Below are 18,973 nucleotides of genomic sequence, written 5' to 3' on the forward strand. Positions count from 1 at the left end.
TGACAGAACAGGCTTCCGGGCTCGCGTCCGGAAGCCTGCTTTGCGTCAGAAGTAGAAGCGGACGGCCGCCGTGACGGTGCGACCAGGCAGGGCCTGGGCCAGGACCACGCCGCTGGCGGGCAGGCTGTCGGCCGACACCTCCGTCAGGGCGGTTTCATCGAACAGGTTGTTGGCGGTCACCGACAGCACGACGCGATCGATGGGGCGCACCTGGACGAAGGCGTTGACGGTCGCGTAGCCCGGCATCTTCAGTTGGTTGACGTCCTGCGTATAGCTCTCGGTCGTGCCGACGACGCTGGCGCCGACCGTGAACAGGTCCGTCTCGTACTGCGGCATGACCTGGAAGATCAGGTCGGCCTGACGGCGCGGCGAGTTGCCGACCAGGGCCGCATCCTCGGCCTTGGTGATCTCGGCGCTGGTGACGGTGGCGCTGCCGGTCAGGCTGAACGGACCGTGACGCACGCCGGCCTCGAATTCGGCGCCCTTGGCCTCGTAGCTGCGCTGGACCAGCACCAGACGAGTGACGCCGCCGGCATCCGCGCGGATCTGCTGGTTGGTCTCGCTGACCTCGGCCCAGAAGCCCGTGACGTTGGCGAACAGGCCGTTGGCCCGGTACTTCATGCCGATCTCGGCCTGGTTCACCGGATCATAGGCCGCGTCAGCCTGCAGCAGGTCGCCGTCGACATTGCTGATGGCCGGCGAGCGCAGGATCTTGTCCGCCGCGGCGCGCGCGCCCTCGCTGTAACGGGCGAAGGTCGAGAAGCTGTCCGACACGCGATAGTTGGCGCTGAGCGAATACGAGACATAGTCGTAGTCGTAGTCGACCGGGGTTGCGCTGGCCGCCGGCGCGAAGGCGAAGGTGCGCTCGGCTTCCGAGATGACGCCATCGTTGTCCACGTCGATGGTGCGAACGTCGGTCAGGCCGTTGGCGACCGTGCGGCCGCTGACGTCGCCGCTGTCGAAACGGATCGACCCACCCAGCGCCAGCTTGCCCAGCCGGTAGTTCAGCGAGGCATAAGGAGCCAGCACCTTGTAGGTCACATCGGTGCGCGAGTTCGACCCGGCGCCCGAGGGACCGAAGAAGTTGACCACGCCGTCCTGGGTGCGGGGCGTGCCGTTCGTATTGAAGATATCGACCAGGGCCGAGTTTCCGCCGCCCACGACGTCCTGAAGGAAGGGGATATACTGGCGATCGAACTTCAGATCCTGCTGGGCCGAATAGACGCCAACGGTGGTCGTCAGGTCGCCGCCGCCGATCTTCCAGACGCGGTTGGCGCGCAGATCGTTGGTGAAGTTGTCCAGGCTGTCGATGTCGGTGTGGACCAGGGTCGAATAGGCCAGCAGGCCGTTGCCGTTCAGGGTCGTCGGGCTGGTGATCGCCTGACCGGCGCGCGGACCTGTGGCGTAGGCCAGGGTTCCGGGACGACGACCGAACGCCAGCGGCGCCTGGGCCGCCGGCACCACGGCCAGCGGGTAGTTGAACGACTGATCACCAGATTGCTGCGCATAGCGCATGTGCTCGGAAATCGTCCAGCCGTGCAGGTTGAAGCGGGTCTGGAAGCCCAACGCGCGCACCTGAACCTGATTGCCGTCCTGCAGATTGACGCGCTTCAGGTTGTTGTCGCCGTCCAGCAGCGGGAACACCGTGGTGTTGCGCGACGTCAGGGTGTCGCGCGTCATCGAGAAGTTGGGAACGTCGCTGTAGTTGGGATCGTCGTTCGTGCCGGACACCAGCAGAGGCGTCGGACCATAGGCGACGACGGTGTCATCCAGGATCTTGCCGTACAGACGCACGAAGCCGCCGTCGAAGGTCTTGGTGATGTTGGCCTTGATCTGGCCGCCCTTGTTGCCCGTGAAGCCGGCGTCGCGCGGGCCTTCACCCTCGCGATAGAAGCCGCCGACGTGGAAGCGCACGGTGTCGCTCAGGTGACCGCCATAGCTGAAGTCGCCGCGGTAGGTGTCGTAATCCAGGCCCGAAGACACCTGGACCGAGCCGCCTTCGACCTCACCCGTCTGCGAGATCAGGTTGATCACGCCGCCCGGCGCGTTGGAGGCGAAGGTCGAGGACGACCCGCCGCGGATGGACTCGATCTGGCCGACGTTGAAGTCGTAGCGCATGAAATAGTCGGACGTCAGCGCCAGGATGTCGCCGAACTCCAGGACCGGCAGACCGTCTTCCTGGAATTGCAGGTACTTCGCGCCGGTGCTGACCATGGGCAGGCCGCGGATCGTATAGTTGCCGTTGGTCTCGCCCGTGCTGGCCTCGGCGCGAATGCCGGGGATGGTGCGGAACAGGTCGTTGACGGAATAGGCGCCGATCTTGGCGATCTCGACATCGTTGATCGAGCTGGTGGAGGTCGCGCTGTCCAGCCTGTCGCGCGCCTTGGCCACGCCCGTCACGATCACGTCGTCATTGGCCCGCGTCCGGCTGGCCTCCCACGCCGTCTGGCGCTGCGGCGCAGGCTGCGTCTGCGCATGAGCAGGCATGGCGAGGATAAGCGGCGCAAACGCAGCCGTGAGGTACAGGGATTTCAAGGAAGCCTCCAAGGCGTTGTCTTGCAGTGCAGAGACTGGACAACTGATTTTCGTTCGGAAATTCTTCCATGCAGTTTCTTGCATGGCTGTTATCAATAAAACACGGATGTGTTTGATGATTTATAATGCCAGACTACGGATTAATACTGACATAACGGCGCTTACAAAGATCGGATTGCTGCGCCGATTTCTTCTACACTCAACTGGCTTGATATCTTAAAACTCGTTCCAGTCGTCATCGGCCGCTTCGCTCGACAGGGCGAGCGCACCGACCGTGCGGATAACCTTGGGCGCCGGCCTCGGGGCGGACGCGGTGTCCCGGCGAGGCGCCGGCGCGGCCGAGGTCGTCGTATTCAGCCGGAATCTGGAAACCAGGGTCGCCAGCTCATCGGCTTCGGTCGCCAGGATGCGCGCCGCCGCCGTCGCCTCTTCCGCCATGGCGGCGTTCTGCTGGGTCATGCGGTCCATGCTACCGACGGCGCTGTTGACCTGCTTCAGGTTCTCGGACTGGACCTGCGCTCCTTGCGCGATGTCCACGATCAGGGTGTTGGCGTCGCCGATCTTGGACACGACCCGCGCCAGCATCTCGCTCGTTTCGCCGACTCGGTCGACGCCCAGCCGCACCTCGTCCGAAGAGCGGCTGATCAGCTGCTTGATGTCCTTGGCGGCGTCGACGGTGCGTTTGGCCAGTTCGCGCACCTCGCCCGCGACCACGGCGAACCCACGCCCCGCATCGCCCGCCCGCGCGGCCTCGACGCCGGCGTTCAGGGCCAGAAGATTGGTCTGTAGGGCGATGGCGTCGATCATGTTGATGATCTCGCCGATCTCCTGCGATCCGGCCTTGATGGCGTCCATGGCGACGATCGCTTCTTCAACGATCACGCGACCGTCCGCGGCGTCGCCATTGGCCAGGGTGATGGCGTTGCGGGCGTTGGCCGCGCTGCGCGCCGTGTCGCCGACCATGTCGGTGACGTGGTTGGTGGCGGTGGTGGTTTGCTGCAGGCTGGACGCCTGCTGTTCGGTTCGCAACGACAGGGTTTCGGACGCCGAGCAGATTTGGGTGGCGCCCAGGCGAACGCTCTGTGCCGAACCGGCGACGCTGGCCAGGCTTTCTTCCAGACCCTGGACCGCCACGTTGAAGGCCGTGCGCAGGCGCTCATATTCCGGGGCGAACGGCGTGCGAATGGTGTGGGTCAAATCACCGGCGGCCAAGGCTTCCAGAGCTGTGTCGAGCTCCTCGACGACGTGACGTTGCGCGGCGTCGGCGACGATCTTCTCGCGCTCGGCGGCGTCCTTGGCCAGATCGGCGGCCGCCTTGGCCCGTTCGGCCTCGGCCTTGGCCAGAGCCGTGTCGCGGAACACCAGGACCGCGCGCGCCATGTCGCCCAGTTCGTCGGCATGGCTGGCGTCCACGACGATGTCGTTGTCGCCCTTGGCCAACTGGCCCATGGCTTCGGTCAGGACCGTGATCGGACGCGCGATCATGCGGCTGAGCATGGCCGACAGGACCATGGCGATCGTGATCAGGGCGATGCCGCCGACGATCAGGGCGATGATCGCGGTGACGATCGCAGCCTGCTGACGTTCCAGATTTTTGTCGGTGACGGCGGCTTCAGCCTCACGCAGGTCTCGCAGAGGCAGGACGGCGTCGCTGACCAGAACCTTCTTGCCCGCGTCACGGACTTCTTGCTGCGCCTGCTCGCGCTTGCCGGCGCGAACCTCGGCGATTATGCGATCGCCCCAATCGGCCCTCCAAGCCAGGGTGGCCAGGCGCGACTTTTCGAGCAGCGCCTGTTTTTCCACGTCGCCCAGCTGACCCTTCAGTTCGACGACGACCTTGTCGAACTCGTCGCGCCCTTCGTAGTAGGATTTCAGATAGGTCTCGTCGCCGGTGACCAGAAAGCCTCGAAACTGGCTGTTCTGACGCAGGATCGCGGTTTCCAGCGACATCGCCTGCGCCTCGATCGTGCGGCTGAGATTGTTGCTCTCGATGGACGCGCGGATCATCATGATCGTGGCGAAGAACACCGCCATCATGACCGCCGCCGAGACGCAGATCAGGGTGAAGGAAAGCCGCAGCTTCTTCGGAATTCGCATCTTGGACATCATGAGCTCGCCCCCGTTACGCACTTATACTTACCTAGGGGCAGCTAATTACTCAGCTGACGCCACTGCGCACAGCCCGGTCTTGGTTCGAGCTACGCAAAACACCCTGTTTTTCAGGTGACTATCCACTCCTATGACGGAACGACTAAAAAGATAGTTAAGCTGGAGACGCTTGGCCGCTTACATCGACCGGACCTGAATTTCGCGAGATTCACGCGCTGTTAAGCGAGGTGATCATAGGTAAGTCACCCATCCCGTCCGCGCTTCAAGCAACGTCAGGGCGCAACCCTTGAGCGAATACTTTTCGAACTTGGGGCACACAAGTAACAGTTCGTTTTATTCGGAACGCGTGACGATGCCATTGGTGACTGGATGATCTGCCCCGTCGCCGACCGTTTCACCCAAGAACTCGCGGCCCAGGCCGACCGCTGCCGCGCCATGGGGTCGCCCTTTGTCGCCCGCGTTCTCGAAGCCGCAAGCCGGCAGCTGCCGCACGCGCCGCTCACCGCTGCCCGACTGTATGACTGGCCGGGAGATCAGGCCGCAGCCGCCTTGGCTCTACGTTTGAACGGCGCCCTTCACGCCTTGGCGCGCGCGGGCCGGTCCTATGCCCTGACTAGCCTCTATCGTCGCGAACACACCGACTTCGACGCGGCCGTGGTCGACGCCCTGGCCCGGAACGATCAATACATCGCCGACTGGATCCTCCATCCGCCGCAAACGAACGAGGTGGCGCGCGCCGCCGCGCTGATGAGCGCGCTGATGGCCGCCCCTCTGGATCGCGCCATGCCCTTCGAGTTGCTCGAGCTCGGGTCCAGCTGCGGCCTGAACCTGAATCTGGATCGCTACGCCTATGCCCTTGGCTCAGCGTCAGCTGGCGATCCCTTCTCGGACGTGCAGATCGAGCCCCTGTGGCTGGGCGCATCGCCGAAGGTCGGCCCGGTCTCCATCGCGGCGGCGCGCGGCGTCGATCTAAACCCGTTGAACGCCGCAGACCCGGCGCATCGCGAGCGGCTGCTGGCCTTCGCCTGGGCTGACCAGCCGGCGCGCACCCGACGCCTCGAGAACGCCCTGCTCATCGCCGCCGATCATCCGCCGCGCATCGATCAGGGCGACGCCGTGCCTTGGCTGGCCGACCGGCTGGCCGAACCTCAGCCGGCCGGGCGCTGCCGCGTCGTCATGCACACCATGGTGCTGCAATATCTCAGCGACGACGACCGTCGCCAGATCACAGCGTTGCTCTCGACCGCCGGCCGCCGCGCCGACGCTGACCACCCGTTGCTCTGGATCAGCTTCGAATGGACCCGCGACCGCAGCCACGTCGAACTGCGCCTGACAGCCTGGCCCACCGGCGAAACCCGCGTCCTTGCCCACTGCCATCCCTACGGCGATGAACTGGAATGGCTGGCGTCATCTGGGTCGGTCTTGGCGGCCTAGTAGCGAACTTTGCCCACATGATGGGGCACCGTCGCAGATCAGGCAACGTACGGGCCAAGACTCCAACCGGGCGTTCAAAGCAATCCTGTTTGCCCGAACGGCTGAAGTGTCAGGTCGCGATTTCTGTGGCTCACGGCTAGACGCTCATCGCCCGTATCCGAAGATCCTGCGTCCCGAGATAGCGTTCGTTCGGAAGCGAGATAACCCAGAGCTTTGCGAATGATCCGACGGCGCATTTCTTCAAGTCCATTCCCCCGCTAGCAGACCGCAAAAACTAATCCGATTTCACGCTCTGTCCATCGGTGTCATTTCGAGCGATCATCGCCGCCGCTCGCCCGTCCAAATGACAACGACAAATGGAACGCCCATGAAACCCATCGACCGCCGCGCCGCCCTGACCGGCTTGTTGAGCGGCGTCGCCGTAGCGGCACTGCCCGTGCGCGCGACCTTCGCCCAGACAAACGAGGAGGCCGCGCCCTTGGGTCGCGAATGGGCGTCGATGAAGTGGCGTCGGGGGATCGAGGGTCAGCGCATGGCCGATCTGGGGAACGGGACCTTCCTCAACCCCATCATGTCGGGCGACCACCCCGATCCGTCGATCCTGAAGGACGGCGACGACTACTACATGACCTTTTCGTCATTCGAGTCGGTGCCGGGCATCCACATCTGGCATTCGCGCGATCTGGTGAACTGGCAGCCGGTCGTCGCGGCCCTGACGACGAACATCGGTTCGGTCTGGGCGCCGGAGCTGATCAAGCACCAGGGCAAATTCTACTGTTACATCCCCGCCCGCTTCCCCGAGTATCGCTCCAACTACGTCATCTGGGCGGACAGGATCGAGGGGCCGTGGAGCGAGCCGATCGACCTGAAGATCCCGGCCAACATCGATCCCGGCCACATCGTCGGCGAGGACGGCAAACGCTATCTGTTCCTGAACGGCGGCGACCGGGTGAAGCTAACCGATGACGGCCTGGCCACCGACGGCCCGGTCGAGCGAGGCGTCTACAAGGCCTGGCGCTATCCTGACGACTGGATCGTCGAAGGCTTCGCCCAGGAAGGGCCCAAGCTGCTGCGGCGCGGCGACTATTTCTACATGATCACCGCCATCGGCGGCACGGCCGGCCCGCCCACCGGCCATATGGTCATCGCCGCACGGTCGAAGTCGATCGACGGCCCGTGGAAAGACTGCCCGCACAACCCCATCGTCCGCACCGCTTCGGGTGCCGAGAAATGGTGGTCGCGCGGCCATGCCACCCTGGTCGAGGGACCGACCGACGGCGACTGGTGGATGGTCTATCACGGCTATGAAAACGCCTATTGGAGCCTGGGCCGTCAGACCCTGCTGGACCCCATCGAGTGGACCGACGACGGCTGGCTCCGCGCCAAGGGCGGCGACCTGTCCCAGCCCATCGCGATGCCGCGCGGCGGCCAGGCCCTGCCGCACGGCATGGCCCTGTCGGACGACTTCTCGACGGACAAGTTCGGCATCCAGTGGAGCTTCTACGACCCGCAGCCGAACGAGAAGGATCGGCTGCGTCGCGAAAACGGCGTCCTGCACATGCGCGCCAAGGGCAAGGCGCCGGTCGATTGCTCGCCCCTGACCTTCGTCCAGGGCGAGCAGGCCTATCAGATCGAGTGTGAGGTCGAGATCGATCCCGGCGCGGTGGCGGGCCTGATCCTGTTCTACGACCGGGCGCTGTATGCCGGCCTCGGTTTCGACGCGACCCGCTATGTCACACACCAGTACGGGATTGAGCGGGGCCGGCCGGCCAATCCGCACGGCCGGCGCATGTTCATCCGCCTGACCAACGCCTATCAGAACGTCTATTTCGACACCTCCGGCGACGGCGTGACCTGGAACCGGTTCGACCGGGGCATGGAGGTCTCGGGCTACAACCAGAACGTCCGTGGCGGCTTCATGATGCTGCGGCCCGGCATATACGCCGCCGGCGAGGGCGAGGCGCGGTTCAAGAATTTCAAGTTCAAGGCGCTGTAATAAACGAGCACATTTTTGGTGTGGCGAAACACAGGTTTTCGTTTTATGACACCGGTGACATTGACACTTAGGGCGCGTCGATTTCATCACGAGATTTTGGAGTTCCTCGATATTTGAGGGACAGGGGACTGTCGGCATCCGGCCCGCCAAGAGGCACGGAGCACGACAAGAGCGGAGGGAACTATGCGAAACCAACATACGGGATACCTGCGCGCGGCCGTTTCGCCAGCGGCGCTCGTTGTGGGGGCCATGCTGTTCGTGGCCCCGGTTCAAGCTCAAGAGAGCCAGAGCCAGGACGCCACCGAAGTCGGTGAGATCGTCGTCACCGGCATCCGTGCGTCGCTGGCCAGCGCCCTGACCGAAAAGCGCCGCTCCAACACCATCGTCGACGTCATCAACGCCGAGGACATCGCCGACTTCCCGGACGCCAACCTGGCGGAGTCGCTGCAGCGGATTCCGGGCGTGTCGATCGACCGCGAGAACGGCGAAGGCAACTCGATCTCGGTGCGCGGCCTGGGCGGCGACTTCACCCGCGTGCGTCTGAACGGGTTGGAGACCCTGTCCACCTCGGGCGCCAGCAATGCCGACGGCGCCCTGCGTCGCGACCGGGGCTTCCAGTTCAACACCTTCGCGTCCGAGCTGTTCAACTCACTGAAGGTTCAGAAGTCCGCCGACGCCCAGACGGACGAGGGTTCGCTGGGCGCCACGGTCGATCTGATCTCGGGACGTCCGTTCGACTTCAAGGAACGCCGCCTGGCCCTGACGCTTCAGGACGCCTATTACGAGAACGGCGGCACTCACAATCCGCGCCTCGCCTTGCTGGCGTCCGATCGCTGGACCAGCAAGATCGGCGAGTTCGGGCTTCTGGGCTCGGTCGCCTACAATGAGCGCACGCAGGCCATCGACAGCTACTCGCGTCAGGTCGGCTCGTTCGACTACACCTATCGCGGCGCGACCTTCAATAACGTGGGGACCAACGCTGCAGGCGATCACCAGGGCTTCGCCCTGCCCATCGGCACCAATCCGGCGACCGCCCTGCCCCGCGTCACCAATCCGGAGGCGCGCAATCTGCTGATCGGCTCGAACCCGGCCGCCTACAATCTGATCAACGGCGGCGCGACGCGCGGCTCGCTGGTGCGCATTCCGGCTCTGGCGACGCTGAACCACCGCGACGTGGAGCAGGACCGGCTGGGGGTGACCCTGTCGGGTCAGTGGCGTCCGACCGAGCGGACCACGATCAACTTCGACAATCTGTATTCGAAGATGACGCAGATTTCGACCAACTATCAGATCGGCCCGGTGGGCCTGAACCGCAACAACACCAACGGCAACCGCACCACCACGGCGTTCAGCTATCAGACCTATCCGACGACCAGCGCGACCAACAACTCCTACGCCAACCGCCGCGCCGCCTACGCCAACTGCGCGACTCAGGCCGCGACCGAGTTCCGCGACGCGATCGACTGCGGCCAGTCGCTGTATGGCTCCACCCCGATCTTCACCACGGCGCCCGGCGCGACCAACCAGAATCTGGCCGCCGGAACGGGCAGCTTCAATCCCAACAACCTGGACGTCTACGACTACTACAACCAGCCGGGATCGGTCGGTTACGTCGCGCACCCCCAGTATCTGGCCATGCGGGGCGCGTTCATCGGCCGGCCGTCGGTGCGGTTGATCGATGCGGGGTTGAGCGAGACGGGCGCCAACGCCAACTATCTGGTGCTGGGCAACGTCGACTTCCGCTCGGCGGTCGATCAGGGCGGCTACACTACCGAATTCCGCCAGAACTCGATCAATATCGAGCACGAGTTCAGCGACACCTTCCGCATGTCGCTGCTGGTCGGCGATTCCAAGTCGACCAATGAGAACACCGGCCTGCTGGTCGACTTCATCCGGCTCGATTCGGGCCAGGGCGTCGCGGGCAATGACTACTTCGTCTACGACGACCGCGAAGGCGGCGATATGCCGATCATGAAGTTCGGCTTCGACGTGGCCAATCCGAACAGTTGGGACTTCGTGAAGGGCTATTCGGCCATTCGCAACTACCGCACCATCACCGAGAACGGCTACCGGACCGCCAAGGCCGACTTCGTCTGGGATCTGAACGACGACTTCACGTTCAAGTTCGGCATCGGCAAGCGCAAGTTCGACTTCTACTACACGCGCTACGAACGGCTGATCAGCGACACGATGAACCCGTCGCTGCTGGAGGGCGTGCGCTCCGGACTGGCGGCCGCCACGACCGTCGGCCAGATGGGACAGCTGGTCAGCTGGGGCGACGGACTGAACGTGCCCGAAGGCACCCCGACCAGCTTCTTCGCGCCCAATCTGGAAGCCTTCAAGAACCGCTTCGGCTTCGACTGCGACTGCATCAACGCCTGGGGCGACTGGCGTCTGTCGGACCTGCGCAACGGCGGGGTCAACACCTTCTGGGTCGATGAGGACAGCCTGTCCTACTATGGCCAGATGGACTTCCGCGTGCCGCTGTTCATGGGCGAACTGCGCGGCAACGCCGGGCTGCGTCGCGCCGAGACCAAGATCGATTCCCGCGGACGCTCGCCCAGCGGCCGTCCGGTGGAGAACGACAACCAGTACAACGACACCCTGCCGTCAATGAACCTGGTGTGGGAGCTGAACGACAAGCTGATGCTGCGTTTCGCGGCGGCCAAAGTCATGGCCCGCCCACAGATGACGGCGCTACAGCCCGGCGTCACGGCCTTCACTGTTCCGGTCGGCATCGGCGCGGACCCGGCCCAGTTCGACGGATCCAATGCGGCGATCACCCTGGGCAACACCAAGCTGAAGCCGTTCCGCGCGTCCAATCTGGACTTCAACGTCGAATGGTATTTCGCCCGCGACGCCATCCTGTCGGTTGCGGTCTTCCACAAGGAGATCGAAAGCTTCCCGCAGGTGGTGCTGCGCGAAGGCAAGCTGAGCGAGATCTTCAACGCCGAACAGATCGCCAATCTGCGCGCCGCCTATGACGGCCTGACCGATGTCGCCTCCGACAGCCGCCGGGCCTACATCGACCAGGACCTGCCCTTCCAGGTGCGTCAGTACAACGATGCCCCGGGCGGCAAGCTGGACGGGTTCGAGATCGCCTATCAGCAGAACTTCACCTTCCTGCCCGCGCCGTTCGACGGCTTCGGCATCCAGGCCAACTACACCCAGATCGAATCCGAGCTGGAATACATCCTGGATCCGGCCCGCAACCTGACCGGCACGGCACCCTTCCTGGGCGCCTCGCCCAAATCGTTCAACGCCACGATCTTCTATGAGGTCGAGAAGTGGAGCGCGCGTGTCTCGTCGGCCTATCGCGCCGCCTATCAGACCACCTATCCGCTGGCGTCGGGCGGTTGCGATCCGGGCGTGTGCGACTCGCCGCTGATCAACGACTTCATCGGCTCGGAAGAGACGCTGAACGTGGATGCGTCCTTCACCTATAAGCTGACGGACAATGTCACCTTCACCGCCGAGGCGCTGAACCTGACCAACCAGACCGATACGCGCTGGGCCTATCAGGCCGATCCGGTGGTCAACAACTATGGCTCGACCGGCCGCCAGTACTTCGTCGGCGCGCGGTTCGTGTTCTGATGACGACGATCGACAGCTGACTCCTCCCGGGACGCTGTCCCTTCAGGGGACGCCGCGAAACATCGGCGTCCCCTTCTTTTTGCCGATCCCGAAAGGCTCTCGATGAAGAACACGCTCCTCATCCTCGGCGTCCTGGCGATCGCGGCCGGCGTCACGTCAGCGCCGGCGTCAGCGCAGGAACCGGTCGCCGCCTCGCCCGCCGTCGCCTGGAGCAGCGCCGCCCTGCGCCATCCGACCGACTGGTATGGATCGGCCGAAGCGCGTCGACTGGCCGCGATCGTCATCCAGCATCAATCGGCTGAAGGCGGCTGGCCCAAGAACACCGACCTATTCGCCCCGCCCCGCCCCGATGCGGACCCGGCGCTGAACAATACGATCGACAACGGCGGCACGACCCAGCCGCTGGCTTTCCTGGCCCGAACGATCGCGGCCGGGGACGCCGAAAGCCGCGCCGCCTTCGACCGAGGTCTCGACTATCTGCTGGCGGCGCAACAGCCCCACGGCGGCTGGGCCCAGTTCTATCCGCTGCGCGGCGGCTATCACGACCAGATCACCTACAACGACGACGCCATGGTCCATGTGATGGAGCTGTTGCGCGATGTGGGCGACGGCGCAGCGCCCTATGGCTTCGTCGATGAAGCGCGGCGCGAGCGGGCGCGTCAGGCCGTGGCGCGCGGGGTCGAGACCCTGCTGAAGACGCAGGTGCGGCGCGACGGCGTCCTGACCGGCTGGTGCGCCCAGCACGACGCCCGGACCCTGGCGCCCGCCTGGGCGCGTCGTTTCGAGCCCCCGTCCCTGTCGGGCCAGGAAAGCGTCGGCATCGTGCGTTTCCTGATGAGCCTGCCCGCCCCCCGTCCCGACGTCGTCGCCGCCGTGGACGGCGCCGTCGCCTGGCTGGAGAGCGCGGCGCTCCACGACACGACCGAGGTCTTCGTCACCGACGCCCAAGGCCGCCGCGACCGCATCCTGGCCCCCAAGCCCGGCGCGCGCATCTGGGCCAGATTCTACGATCTTGAAGAGGGCCGCCCCATCTACATCGGGCGCGATTCCGTCATCCGACGCGACCTGAAGCAGATCGAGCACGAACGCCGCAACGGCTATCGCTACGTCGGCGAATGGCCCGAAACCCTGCTGACCCGCGACTATCCGGCGTGGAAGGCGAAGCTGCACGACAGCGCCTGATTTCACGCCAGTCGGGTGAGAAAAATAGCCTAGGGCGTATCAGACAGGCGCCTGTGGTTGACTCGATCTGACGGGGCGGTATGGCTTGGCCGTTGGGTAGGGGTGCGTTTTCAAGATGCAGGATCGGGCTTCGCCCACAGATGAAGCCCTGGCCAAGGCGCATGCCCGCCTGCTGGAGGATGGATCTCTCCAATTCGACCGGGTCGGTTTCGAGCGCCCCGACATAAAGCCGCCCGGCTGGTTGCACTGGATCGGCGACGCACTTCATTTCATCGCGCCTGTTTTGAAATGGGTCTTCTGGATCGGTTTGCTGATAGTCGCCGGCTTGATCCTGTACGCCATCGTGCGGGAAGTCCTTCGGATGCGCGCCCCGCCGGCGAAACCGAAGAAACCCAGGATCGTGGCGGAGGCGCAGTGGCGTCCGGAGGCGCAAGCCGCGCGCGATCTGCTGGCCGACGCCGACGCCCTGGCCGCGCGCGGCCTGTATGCCGACGCCGCCCATCTGCTTCTGTTGCGCAGCGTTCAGGACATCGAACAGCGCCAGCCCCGCGCGGTGCGCGTCTCGCTGACCACCCGCGAGATCGCCCGATTGAAGGCCCTGCCGGACGCCGCGCGACCCGCGTTCGACCTGATCGGCCGGATGGTGGAGCGAAGCCTGTTCGGCGGAGCATCTGTCGGCGCCCAGGATTTCGCCGACTGCCGCAAAGCCTATGAGGCCTTCGCCCTGCCCGAGGGCTGGCGCGCATGAGCCGATCCGAAGGTGCAGCAGGCGGCGGGTTCTCGCCGATCACCATGATCGTCGTGCTGCTGGTCGGGGTGGTGGCCCTGGCGGGACTCGGCGTCCTTTCGGCCTATGCGCCGGAACTCAAGTCCGGCAACGACGGCGGCGGCCATGCCCTGTCGCGGTCGTCTACCGGTTTCAGCGGTCTGGCCGCTCTCTTGCGCGGCGTGGGCGTGCCGGTGGTGATGAACCGGGGGACGCTTTCGGAAACGTCGGACGAAAGCCTGCTGATCCTGACGCCGTCGATCCAGACCAAACCCGAACAGATCGACGACATCGAGCATTACGGCGCGACGTTGATCGTCCTGCCCAAATGGACCTCCATCCCGGATGCGAACCATGCCGGCTGGGTGAAGACTGTGGGCGTGCAACCGACCCAGAGCGTGGTGGCGTCTCTGCCGAAAGATTTGCGCAGCGGCCTGAAACTGACCGAGCGCAAAGGCGGCGCGACCGTCGCCTTGCGCCGTCCCGATGGCGCGTCGTTCGGACGGCCGGTCCGGATCGAGGCGCTGCGCACCCTGGAGGGCCCCGACTGGATCCCGGTCGTGGTCGACGACCAGGGCCGGGCTGTCCTGGCCATGCACCGCGAACTGCGCACCTATGTCCTGGCCGATCCCGACCTGATCGACACGGCTGCGCTGAAGACCCTCGACGGGGCGACAACCGCCGTCGCCCTGATCGACATCCTGCGCGCCGATGAGGCGCCGGTGATGTTCGACCTGACGCTGCACGGCTTCCAACGCACGCGCAACATGCTGCGGCTGATGCTGGAACCGCCGCTGGTCGGCATGACCCTGGTGCTGGTCGCGCTTGCCGCCTTCGCCGGTTTCCAGGCCGCCGTCCGCTTCGGCCCGGCGCGCGAGAGGAGCCGTGTCATCGCTCTGGGCAAGCGCGGACTGGCGGACAACACCGCCGGTCTCGTTCGCCTGGCGCGGCGCGAACACCGGATGGCCGCGCCCTACGCCCTTCTGGTGCGCGCCGCAGTCGCCCGCGCCATCGGGGCGCCGCGCAATCTGGACGAGGGGGCGCTGGACGTCTTCCTCGACCGTGTCGGCCGAACCACCGGCGCGACCGAAACCTACACCGCCCTGGCCGAACAGGCCCGGGCCGCCAAGTCGCCGGCCGACCTGATGCGGGTCGCCGGCGCCCTACATCGCTGGAACCAGGAGCTGACCCGTGCACGTCAATGAAGTGAAGGCGATCGCCGAGCGCATTCGCGCCGAGATCGCCAAGGCTGTGGTCGGCCAAGAAGACGCCGTGGATATGCTGCTGACGGCTTTGTTCGCCGGCGGCCATGTCCTGCTGGAAGGCCCGCCCGGTACGGCCAAGACCCTGTTGGCCCAGACGTTCGCGCGCACCCTGGGTCTGGACTACGGCCGCATCCAGTTCACGCCCGATCTGATGCCCGGCGACATCATCGGATCGAACCTGTTCAACTTCCAGACGTCCAGCTTCACCCTGACACGCGGGCCGATCTTCTGCGAACTGCTGCTGGCGGATGAGATCAACCGCACGCCGCCCAAGACCCAGGCCGCCTTGCTGGAAGCCATGCAGGAGCGTCACATCACAATCGACGGCGAGGCCCACGCCCTTAGCCGACGGTTCACCGTCGTCGCCACCCAGAACCCCATAGAGCAGCAGGGCACCTACCCCCTGCCCGAGGCCCAACTGGATCGTTTCCTGTTCAAACAGGTGCTCGACTATCCCAGCCTGGAGCAGGAGCGCGCCATCGTCGCCGCCCACGGTTCGCGCACCGGCCTGATGGACCCGGTCGCGCTGGGGGTCGAGGTCGTCGCCGACGCGGCCGTCATCGATGCGGCGGTGAACACGGTCGCGGACGTGCGCCTGACGGACGAGGTGATCGGCTACATCACCGGCCTGGTGCGGGCGACACGGACATCCGCCGATGTGGAGACCGGCGCGTCCCCGCGTGCGGGGGCCATGCTGGCGGTCGCGGCGCGGGCGCGGGCGGCGCTGGACGGCCGCGACTACGTCATTCCCGACGATGTGAAGGCCCTGGCCATCCCGGCCCTGCGTCACCGCCTTGTCTTGTCGCCTGCGGCCGAGATCGAGGGACGGCGCGTCGAACAGGTGCTGGCCGGCCTGGTGGATCAGGTGGCGGCGCCCCGGTGATCTACCCCACCCGACGCGCGGTGACGGCGATGGCGGCGGGCGTTCCCGTCGCCCTGCTGGCCGGCGTCCTGACGCCTGCGGGCTGGCTGGCCGGGCCGGTCTGGATCGCAGGAGTCCTGCTGCTCGTCGCCTTCGACGCGTTGCGCGGCGGCTCGCGCTCCCGGCTGGAACTGGACGAGCCTCGGCCGGTGCGCGCGGCCGTCGGGCGGTCCGACCGGGCCGAACTCACAGTGCGTTTCGACGCCGGAGGCCCGGCCCCGAAGACCGTCGAGGCCGCCCTGTCCGGCGACGCCCGGCTGGGGCTGGACGAGGCGTCGCGCCGTGCGACGGTGTCGGATCGCGCCGCTGTCCTGGCCTTTCCTTTCACGCCCAATCGCCGAGGCGCAGCCGACCTGAAGGCCTTGTGGGTCCGCTGGCATGGACCGATGGGCCTGGCCTGGAAGCAGAAAACCTTCGCCCTCGATTTGGCGGCGCCGGTCCTGACCGACCTGCAATGGGTCCGCGATCAGGCCGTTCGCCTGTTCGCCCGCGACGCCCTGTTCGGCGCCAAGACCCAACTGGAGATCGGCGAGGGCTCGGAGTTTCAGGCCCTGCGCGACTTTCAGGCCGGGATGGATCGCCGGTCCATCGACTGGAAACAGTCGGCCCGCCACGCGGCCCTGCTGGCCAAGGAGTTTCGCACCGAGCGAAACCACAATGTCATCATGGCGCTGGACTGCGGGCGGGCGGCCAGCGAACCGGTCGGCGGAATGCCGCGCATCGACCGCTTTATTCATGCGGCGCTGCTGCTGTCCTACGCCTGCCTGAGATCGGGCGACCGGACGGGCGTCTTCGCCTTCGATTCCCAGCCGCGCGTGGCCACCGGCGCCGTGGGTGGTCTGGACGCGTTTCGCACCCTTCAGGCCGTCGTCGGCCGCATCGACTATTCGACGCACGAGACCAACTATACCTTGGCCCTGGCGACCCTGTCGGGCCGGCTCCAGCGCCGCTCGCTGATCGTCGTCTTCACCGACTTCACCGACACCACGGCCGCCGAGCTTATGATCGAGTCGCTGGGGCGGCTGCTGCGCCGTCATCTGGTCCTGTTCGTCGTCCTGCGCGACGATGAGCTGGAAGGCCTGACCGCCGTCGAACCCCAGGCCCCCGAGGATGTCTCTCGCGCCGTCGTCGCCGGAACCCTGCTGCGTGAACGCGAGACGGTGATCGGACGGTTGCGGCGCATGGGGGCGCACATCGTCGACGCGCCCGCCGAGCGCGTCGGGACCGAGGTCGTCAACGCCTATCTGGACCTGAAGCGGAGGGATCTGCTGTGACCGACGTGCACCCCTCAGGCCTGCTGAAGAGCCAGCGTTTTCGCCAGGCGCGCGAGGACGACTGGCGCCGCCTGGAGCGGCTGATGGACAAGGCCGAAAAGGGGTCCGCGTCCAAACTGACCGACGCCGAGATCCTGGCGGTTCCGGTCCTGTATCGTTCGACCCTGTCGGCCCTGTCGGTGGCGCGCGAGACCTCGCTGGACCAGGGGCTGATCGAGTATCTGGAGACCCTGTCGGCGCGGGCCTATTTCTTCGTCTATGGCTCGCGGGCGACGATTCAGGATCGGCTGGTCGCCTTCTTCCGCACCGACTGGCCCGCCGCCGTGCGGGGACTGTGGCGCGAGACCCTTGTGTCGGCGGCCCTGATGCTGCTGGGCGCCTTGGTCGGCGCCTGGCTGGTGATGCACGAGCCGGAATGGTTCTACGCTTTCGTTCCGGCAGATCTCAGCGGCGGGCGCGATCCCGCCGCCTCGACCGAGACCCTGCGCGCCACCCTGGACGGCGCGGACGGGGCGCAAGGCCTGTCGGCCTTCGCGGCCTATCTGTTTACCCACAACGCCCAGGTCGCCCTGCTGGCCTTTGCGCTCGGGTTCGCCCTGTGCCTGCCGACGGGCCTGCTGATCCTCTATAATGGCGCGACCCTGGGGGCCTTTTTCGCCCTGTTCGCCAGTCGGGGGCTGGGGTTCGAGCTGGGCGGCTGGCTGCTGATCCACGGCGTGACCGAACTGTTCGCCGTCATCCTGGCGGGTGCGGCAGGCCTGCGGATCGGCTGGGCCGTCGCCTTCCCCGGTCAAAGACGACGGCTGGACGCGGCCGTGGAGGCCGGGCGCACTGCGGGCATCGCCATGGGCGGCGTGGTGGTGATGCTGATGTTCGCGGGGCTGCTGGAAGGGTTCGGCCGCCAGCTGATCGTCGACACCGGCTTGCGTTACGCGGTCGCGGCGGCGACCGCCCTGATCTGGGGTCTGTATTTCTATGCGCCCCGCTCCGCCGTCGCGGAGTCGATCCATGTCCGCTGACCCGATCACATCCAGAACCGAACGTGCGTTCGTCACGCCCGAGGGCGTGGATTTGCGGCTGAACATCGGCGACGCGGGTCAGAGGGCCGGGGCGTTTCTATTGGACGCGGCCATCATCATCGGCGTGCTGATCGTTTTCACCATCGCCTCGGCCTTCGCTTTCGCCTCCGGGGCCGCCGTGGCCGGCGTGACGGGGGCCGAAATGGTCGCGGTCATCTGGCTGATCGTCTTCTTCCTGCTGCGGAACTTCTATTTCACCGCCTTCGAACTGTCAGCGGCGGCCGCCACGCCGGGCAAGCGGATCATGGGACTGCGCGTCGCCTCGCGCGACGGCGGACGGCTGAAGGCCGAGGCCGTCTTCGCCCGCAACGCCATGCGCGAACTGGAGGTTTTCCTGCCCCTGTCCATCCTGGTCGCCCGCAGTCAGGAGGGCGGTGTCGACGGCTGGATGTATCTGCTGGCCTTCGTCTGGGCGGCGATCTTTGTCTTCTTCCCTTTGTTCAACAGAGATCGGCTGCGCATCGGCGACCTGATCGGGGGCACCTGGGTCGTGCGCGCGCCGCGTCGCAAGCTGATCCGCGACATGGCCGAAGACGGGGCGACGCGGATGGCCGCCTACGCCTTCACCCCGGCGCAGCTCGACGCCTATGGCGCCAAGGAACTGCATGTTCTGGAGACCCTGCTTCGACAGGGCGACCGCAAGACCTTTCGAGACGTCGCCGACCGTATCGCCAAAAAGATCGGCTGGACGCGTGGCCCGTACGATACGGATCGGGACTTCCTCAGCGCCTATTATGCCGCCCTGCGTGGCCGTCTGGAGCAGAAGCTGCTTATGGGTGTCAGACGCCGCGACAAGCACGACGTCTGACGAATCGCG

The 18,973-nt window shown here is 65.8% G+C and carries 12 protein-coding genes; 10 read left to right on the forward strand and 2 right to left on the reverse strand.

Annotated features, from left to right (window positions below; all coding sequences use genetic code 11):
* Positions 1-45: 45 nt before the first annotated feature.
* Together QRN13_RS01870 and QRN13_RS01875 are read right to left on the reverse strand one after the other, a co-directional pair.
* The gene (locus QRN13_RS01870) at positions 46-2,535 is read right to left on the reverse strand and encodes a TonB-dependent receptor domain-containing protein (RefSeq protein WP_284876614.1); all 2,490 of its coding nucleotides are present in this window, start codon (positions 2,533-2,535) and stop codon (positions 46-48) included.
* 216 nt (positions 2,536-2,751) lie between these two features.
* Positions 2,752-4,632, reverse strand: coding sequence for a methyl-accepting chemotaxis protein (locus QRN13_RS01875; protein ID WP_284876615.1), 1,881 nt, complete (start codon positions 4,630-4,632; stop codon positions 2,752-2,754).
* 381 nt (positions 4,633-5,013) lie between these two features.
* Here QRN13_RS01875 and QRN13_RS01880 point away from each other — a divergent pair, with 381 nt between their 5' ends.
* The 10 genes from QRN13_RS01880 to QRN13_RS01925 all read left to right on the forward strand — a co-directional run bounded on the left by QRN13_RS01880 (position 5,014) and on the right by QRN13_RS01925 (position 18,964).
* On the forward strand, positions 5,014-6,078 hold the full coding sequence (locus QRN13_RS01880) for a DUF2332 domain-containing protein (RefSeq protein ID WP_284876616.1): 1,065 nt from the start codon (positions 5,014-5,016) through the stop codon (positions 6,076-6,078).
* A gap of 367 nt (positions 6,079-6,445) precedes the next feature.
* Positions 6,446-8,074, forward strand: coding sequence for a family 43 glycosylhydrolase (locus QRN13_RS01885; RefSeq protein ID WP_284876617.1), 1,629 nt, complete (start codon positions 6,446-6,448; stop codon positions 8,072-8,074).
* Positions 8,075-8,257: 183 nt separating this feature from the next.
* Positions 8,258-11,668 carry a TonB-dependent receptor domain-containing protein gene (locus QRN13_RS01890; RefSeq protein WP_284876618.1) on the forward strand — a complete coding sequence of 1,137 codons (3,411 nt, stop codon included), beginning with the start codon at positions 8,258-8,260 and terminating at the stop codon, positions 11,666-11,668.
* Positions 11,669-11,770: 102 nt separating this feature from the next.
* A complete protein-coding gene (gene pelA / locus QRN13_RS01895) occupies positions 11,771-12,850 on the forward strand; it encodes a pectate lyase (protein WP_284876619.1) in 1,080 nt (359 codons plus the stop codon).
* A gap of 115 nt (positions 12,851-12,965) precedes the next feature.
* Positions 12,966-13,598 carry a DUF4129 domain-containing protein gene (locus QRN13_RS01900; RefSeq protein WP_284876620.1) on the forward strand — a complete coding sequence of 211 codons (633 nt, stop codon included), beginning with the start codon at positions 12,966-12,968 and terminating at the stop codon, positions 13,596-13,598.
* Complete coding sequence (locus QRN13_RS01905; RefSeq protein ID WP_284876621.1) at positions 13,595-14,821, forward strand: DUF4350 domain-containing protein; 1,227 nt, start codon at positions 13,595-13,597, stop codon at positions 14,819-14,821. Before QRN13_RS01900 ends, QRN13_RS01905 begins: the two co-directional genes overlap by 4 nt.
* Positions 14,808-15,764 (forward strand): AAA family ATPase, encoded by a 957-nt coding sequence (locus QRN13_RS01910; protein ID WP_284876622.1) that lies wholly within the window; start codon positions 14,808-14,810, stop codon positions 15,762-15,764. The genes QRN13_RS01905 and QRN13_RS01910 overlap by 14 nt, the downstream gene beginning before the upstream one ends.
* The gene (locus QRN13_RS01915; RefSeq protein ID WP_284876623.1) at positions 15,761-17,077 is read left to right on the forward strand and encodes a DUF58 domain-containing protein; all 1,317 of its coding nucleotides are present in this window, start codon (positions 15,761-15,763) and stop codon (positions 17,075-17,077) included. The genes QRN13_RS01910 and QRN13_RS01915 overlap by 4 nt, the downstream gene beginning before the upstream one ends.
* Complete coding sequence (locus QRN13_RS01920; RefSeq protein ID WP_284876624.1) at positions 17,074-18,096, forward strand: stage II sporulation protein M; 1,023 nt, start codon at positions 17,074-17,076, stop codon at positions 18,094-18,096. Before QRN13_RS01915 ends, QRN13_RS01920 begins: the two co-directional genes overlap by 4 nt.
* Entirely contained in the window at positions 18,086-18,964 is an 879-nt protein-coding gene (locus tag QRN13_RS01925; protein WP_284876625.1) for an RDD family protein, read from the forward strand. Before QRN13_RS01920 ends, QRN13_RS01925 begins: the two co-directional genes overlap by 11 nt.
* Positions 18,965-18,973: the final 9 nt, after the last annotated feature.

This window comes from Brevundimonas sp. MEB006b (genome assembly GCF_030209705.1).
Classification (GTDB): domain Bacteria; phylum Pseudomonadota; class Alphaproteobacteria; order Caulobacterales; family Caulobacteraceae; genus Brevundimonas.

Excerpts from the sequence above, each read along its gene's own strand:
- QRN13_RS01885 (WP_284876617.1), top strand. The coding sequence starts at position 6,446 with ATGAAACCCATCGACCGCCGCGCCGCCCTGACCGGCTTGTTGAGCGGC.
- QRN13_RS01880 (WP_284876616.1), top strand. The coding sequence starts at position 5,014 with ATGATCTGCCCCGTCGCCGACCGTTTCACCCAAGAACTCGCGGCCCAG.
- QRN13_RS01925 (WP_284876625.1), top strand. The coding sequence starts at position 18,086 with ATGTCCGCTGACCCGATCACATCCAGAACCGAACGTGCGTTCGTCACG.
- pelA (WP_284876619.1), top strand. The coding sequence starts at position 11,771 with ATGAAGAACACGCTCCTCATCCTCGGCGTCCTGGCGATCGCGGCCGGC.
- QRN13_RS01905 (WP_284876621.1), top strand. The coding sequence starts at position 13,595 with ATGAGCCGATCCGAAGGTGCAGCAGGCGGCGGGTTCTCGCCGATCACC.
- QRN13_RS01875 (WP_284876615.1), bottom strand. The coding sequence starts at position 4,632 with ATGCGAATTCCGAAGAAGCTGCGGCTTTCCTTCACCCTGATCTGCGTC.
- QRN13_RS01890 (WP_284876618.1), top strand. The coding sequence starts at position 8,258 with ATGCGAAACCAACATACGGGATACCTGCGCGCGGCCGTTTCGCCAGCG.
- QRN13_RS01900 (WP_284876620.1), top strand. The coding sequence starts at position 12,966 with ATGCAGGATCGGGCTTCGCCCACAGATGAAGCCCTGGCCAAGGCGCAT.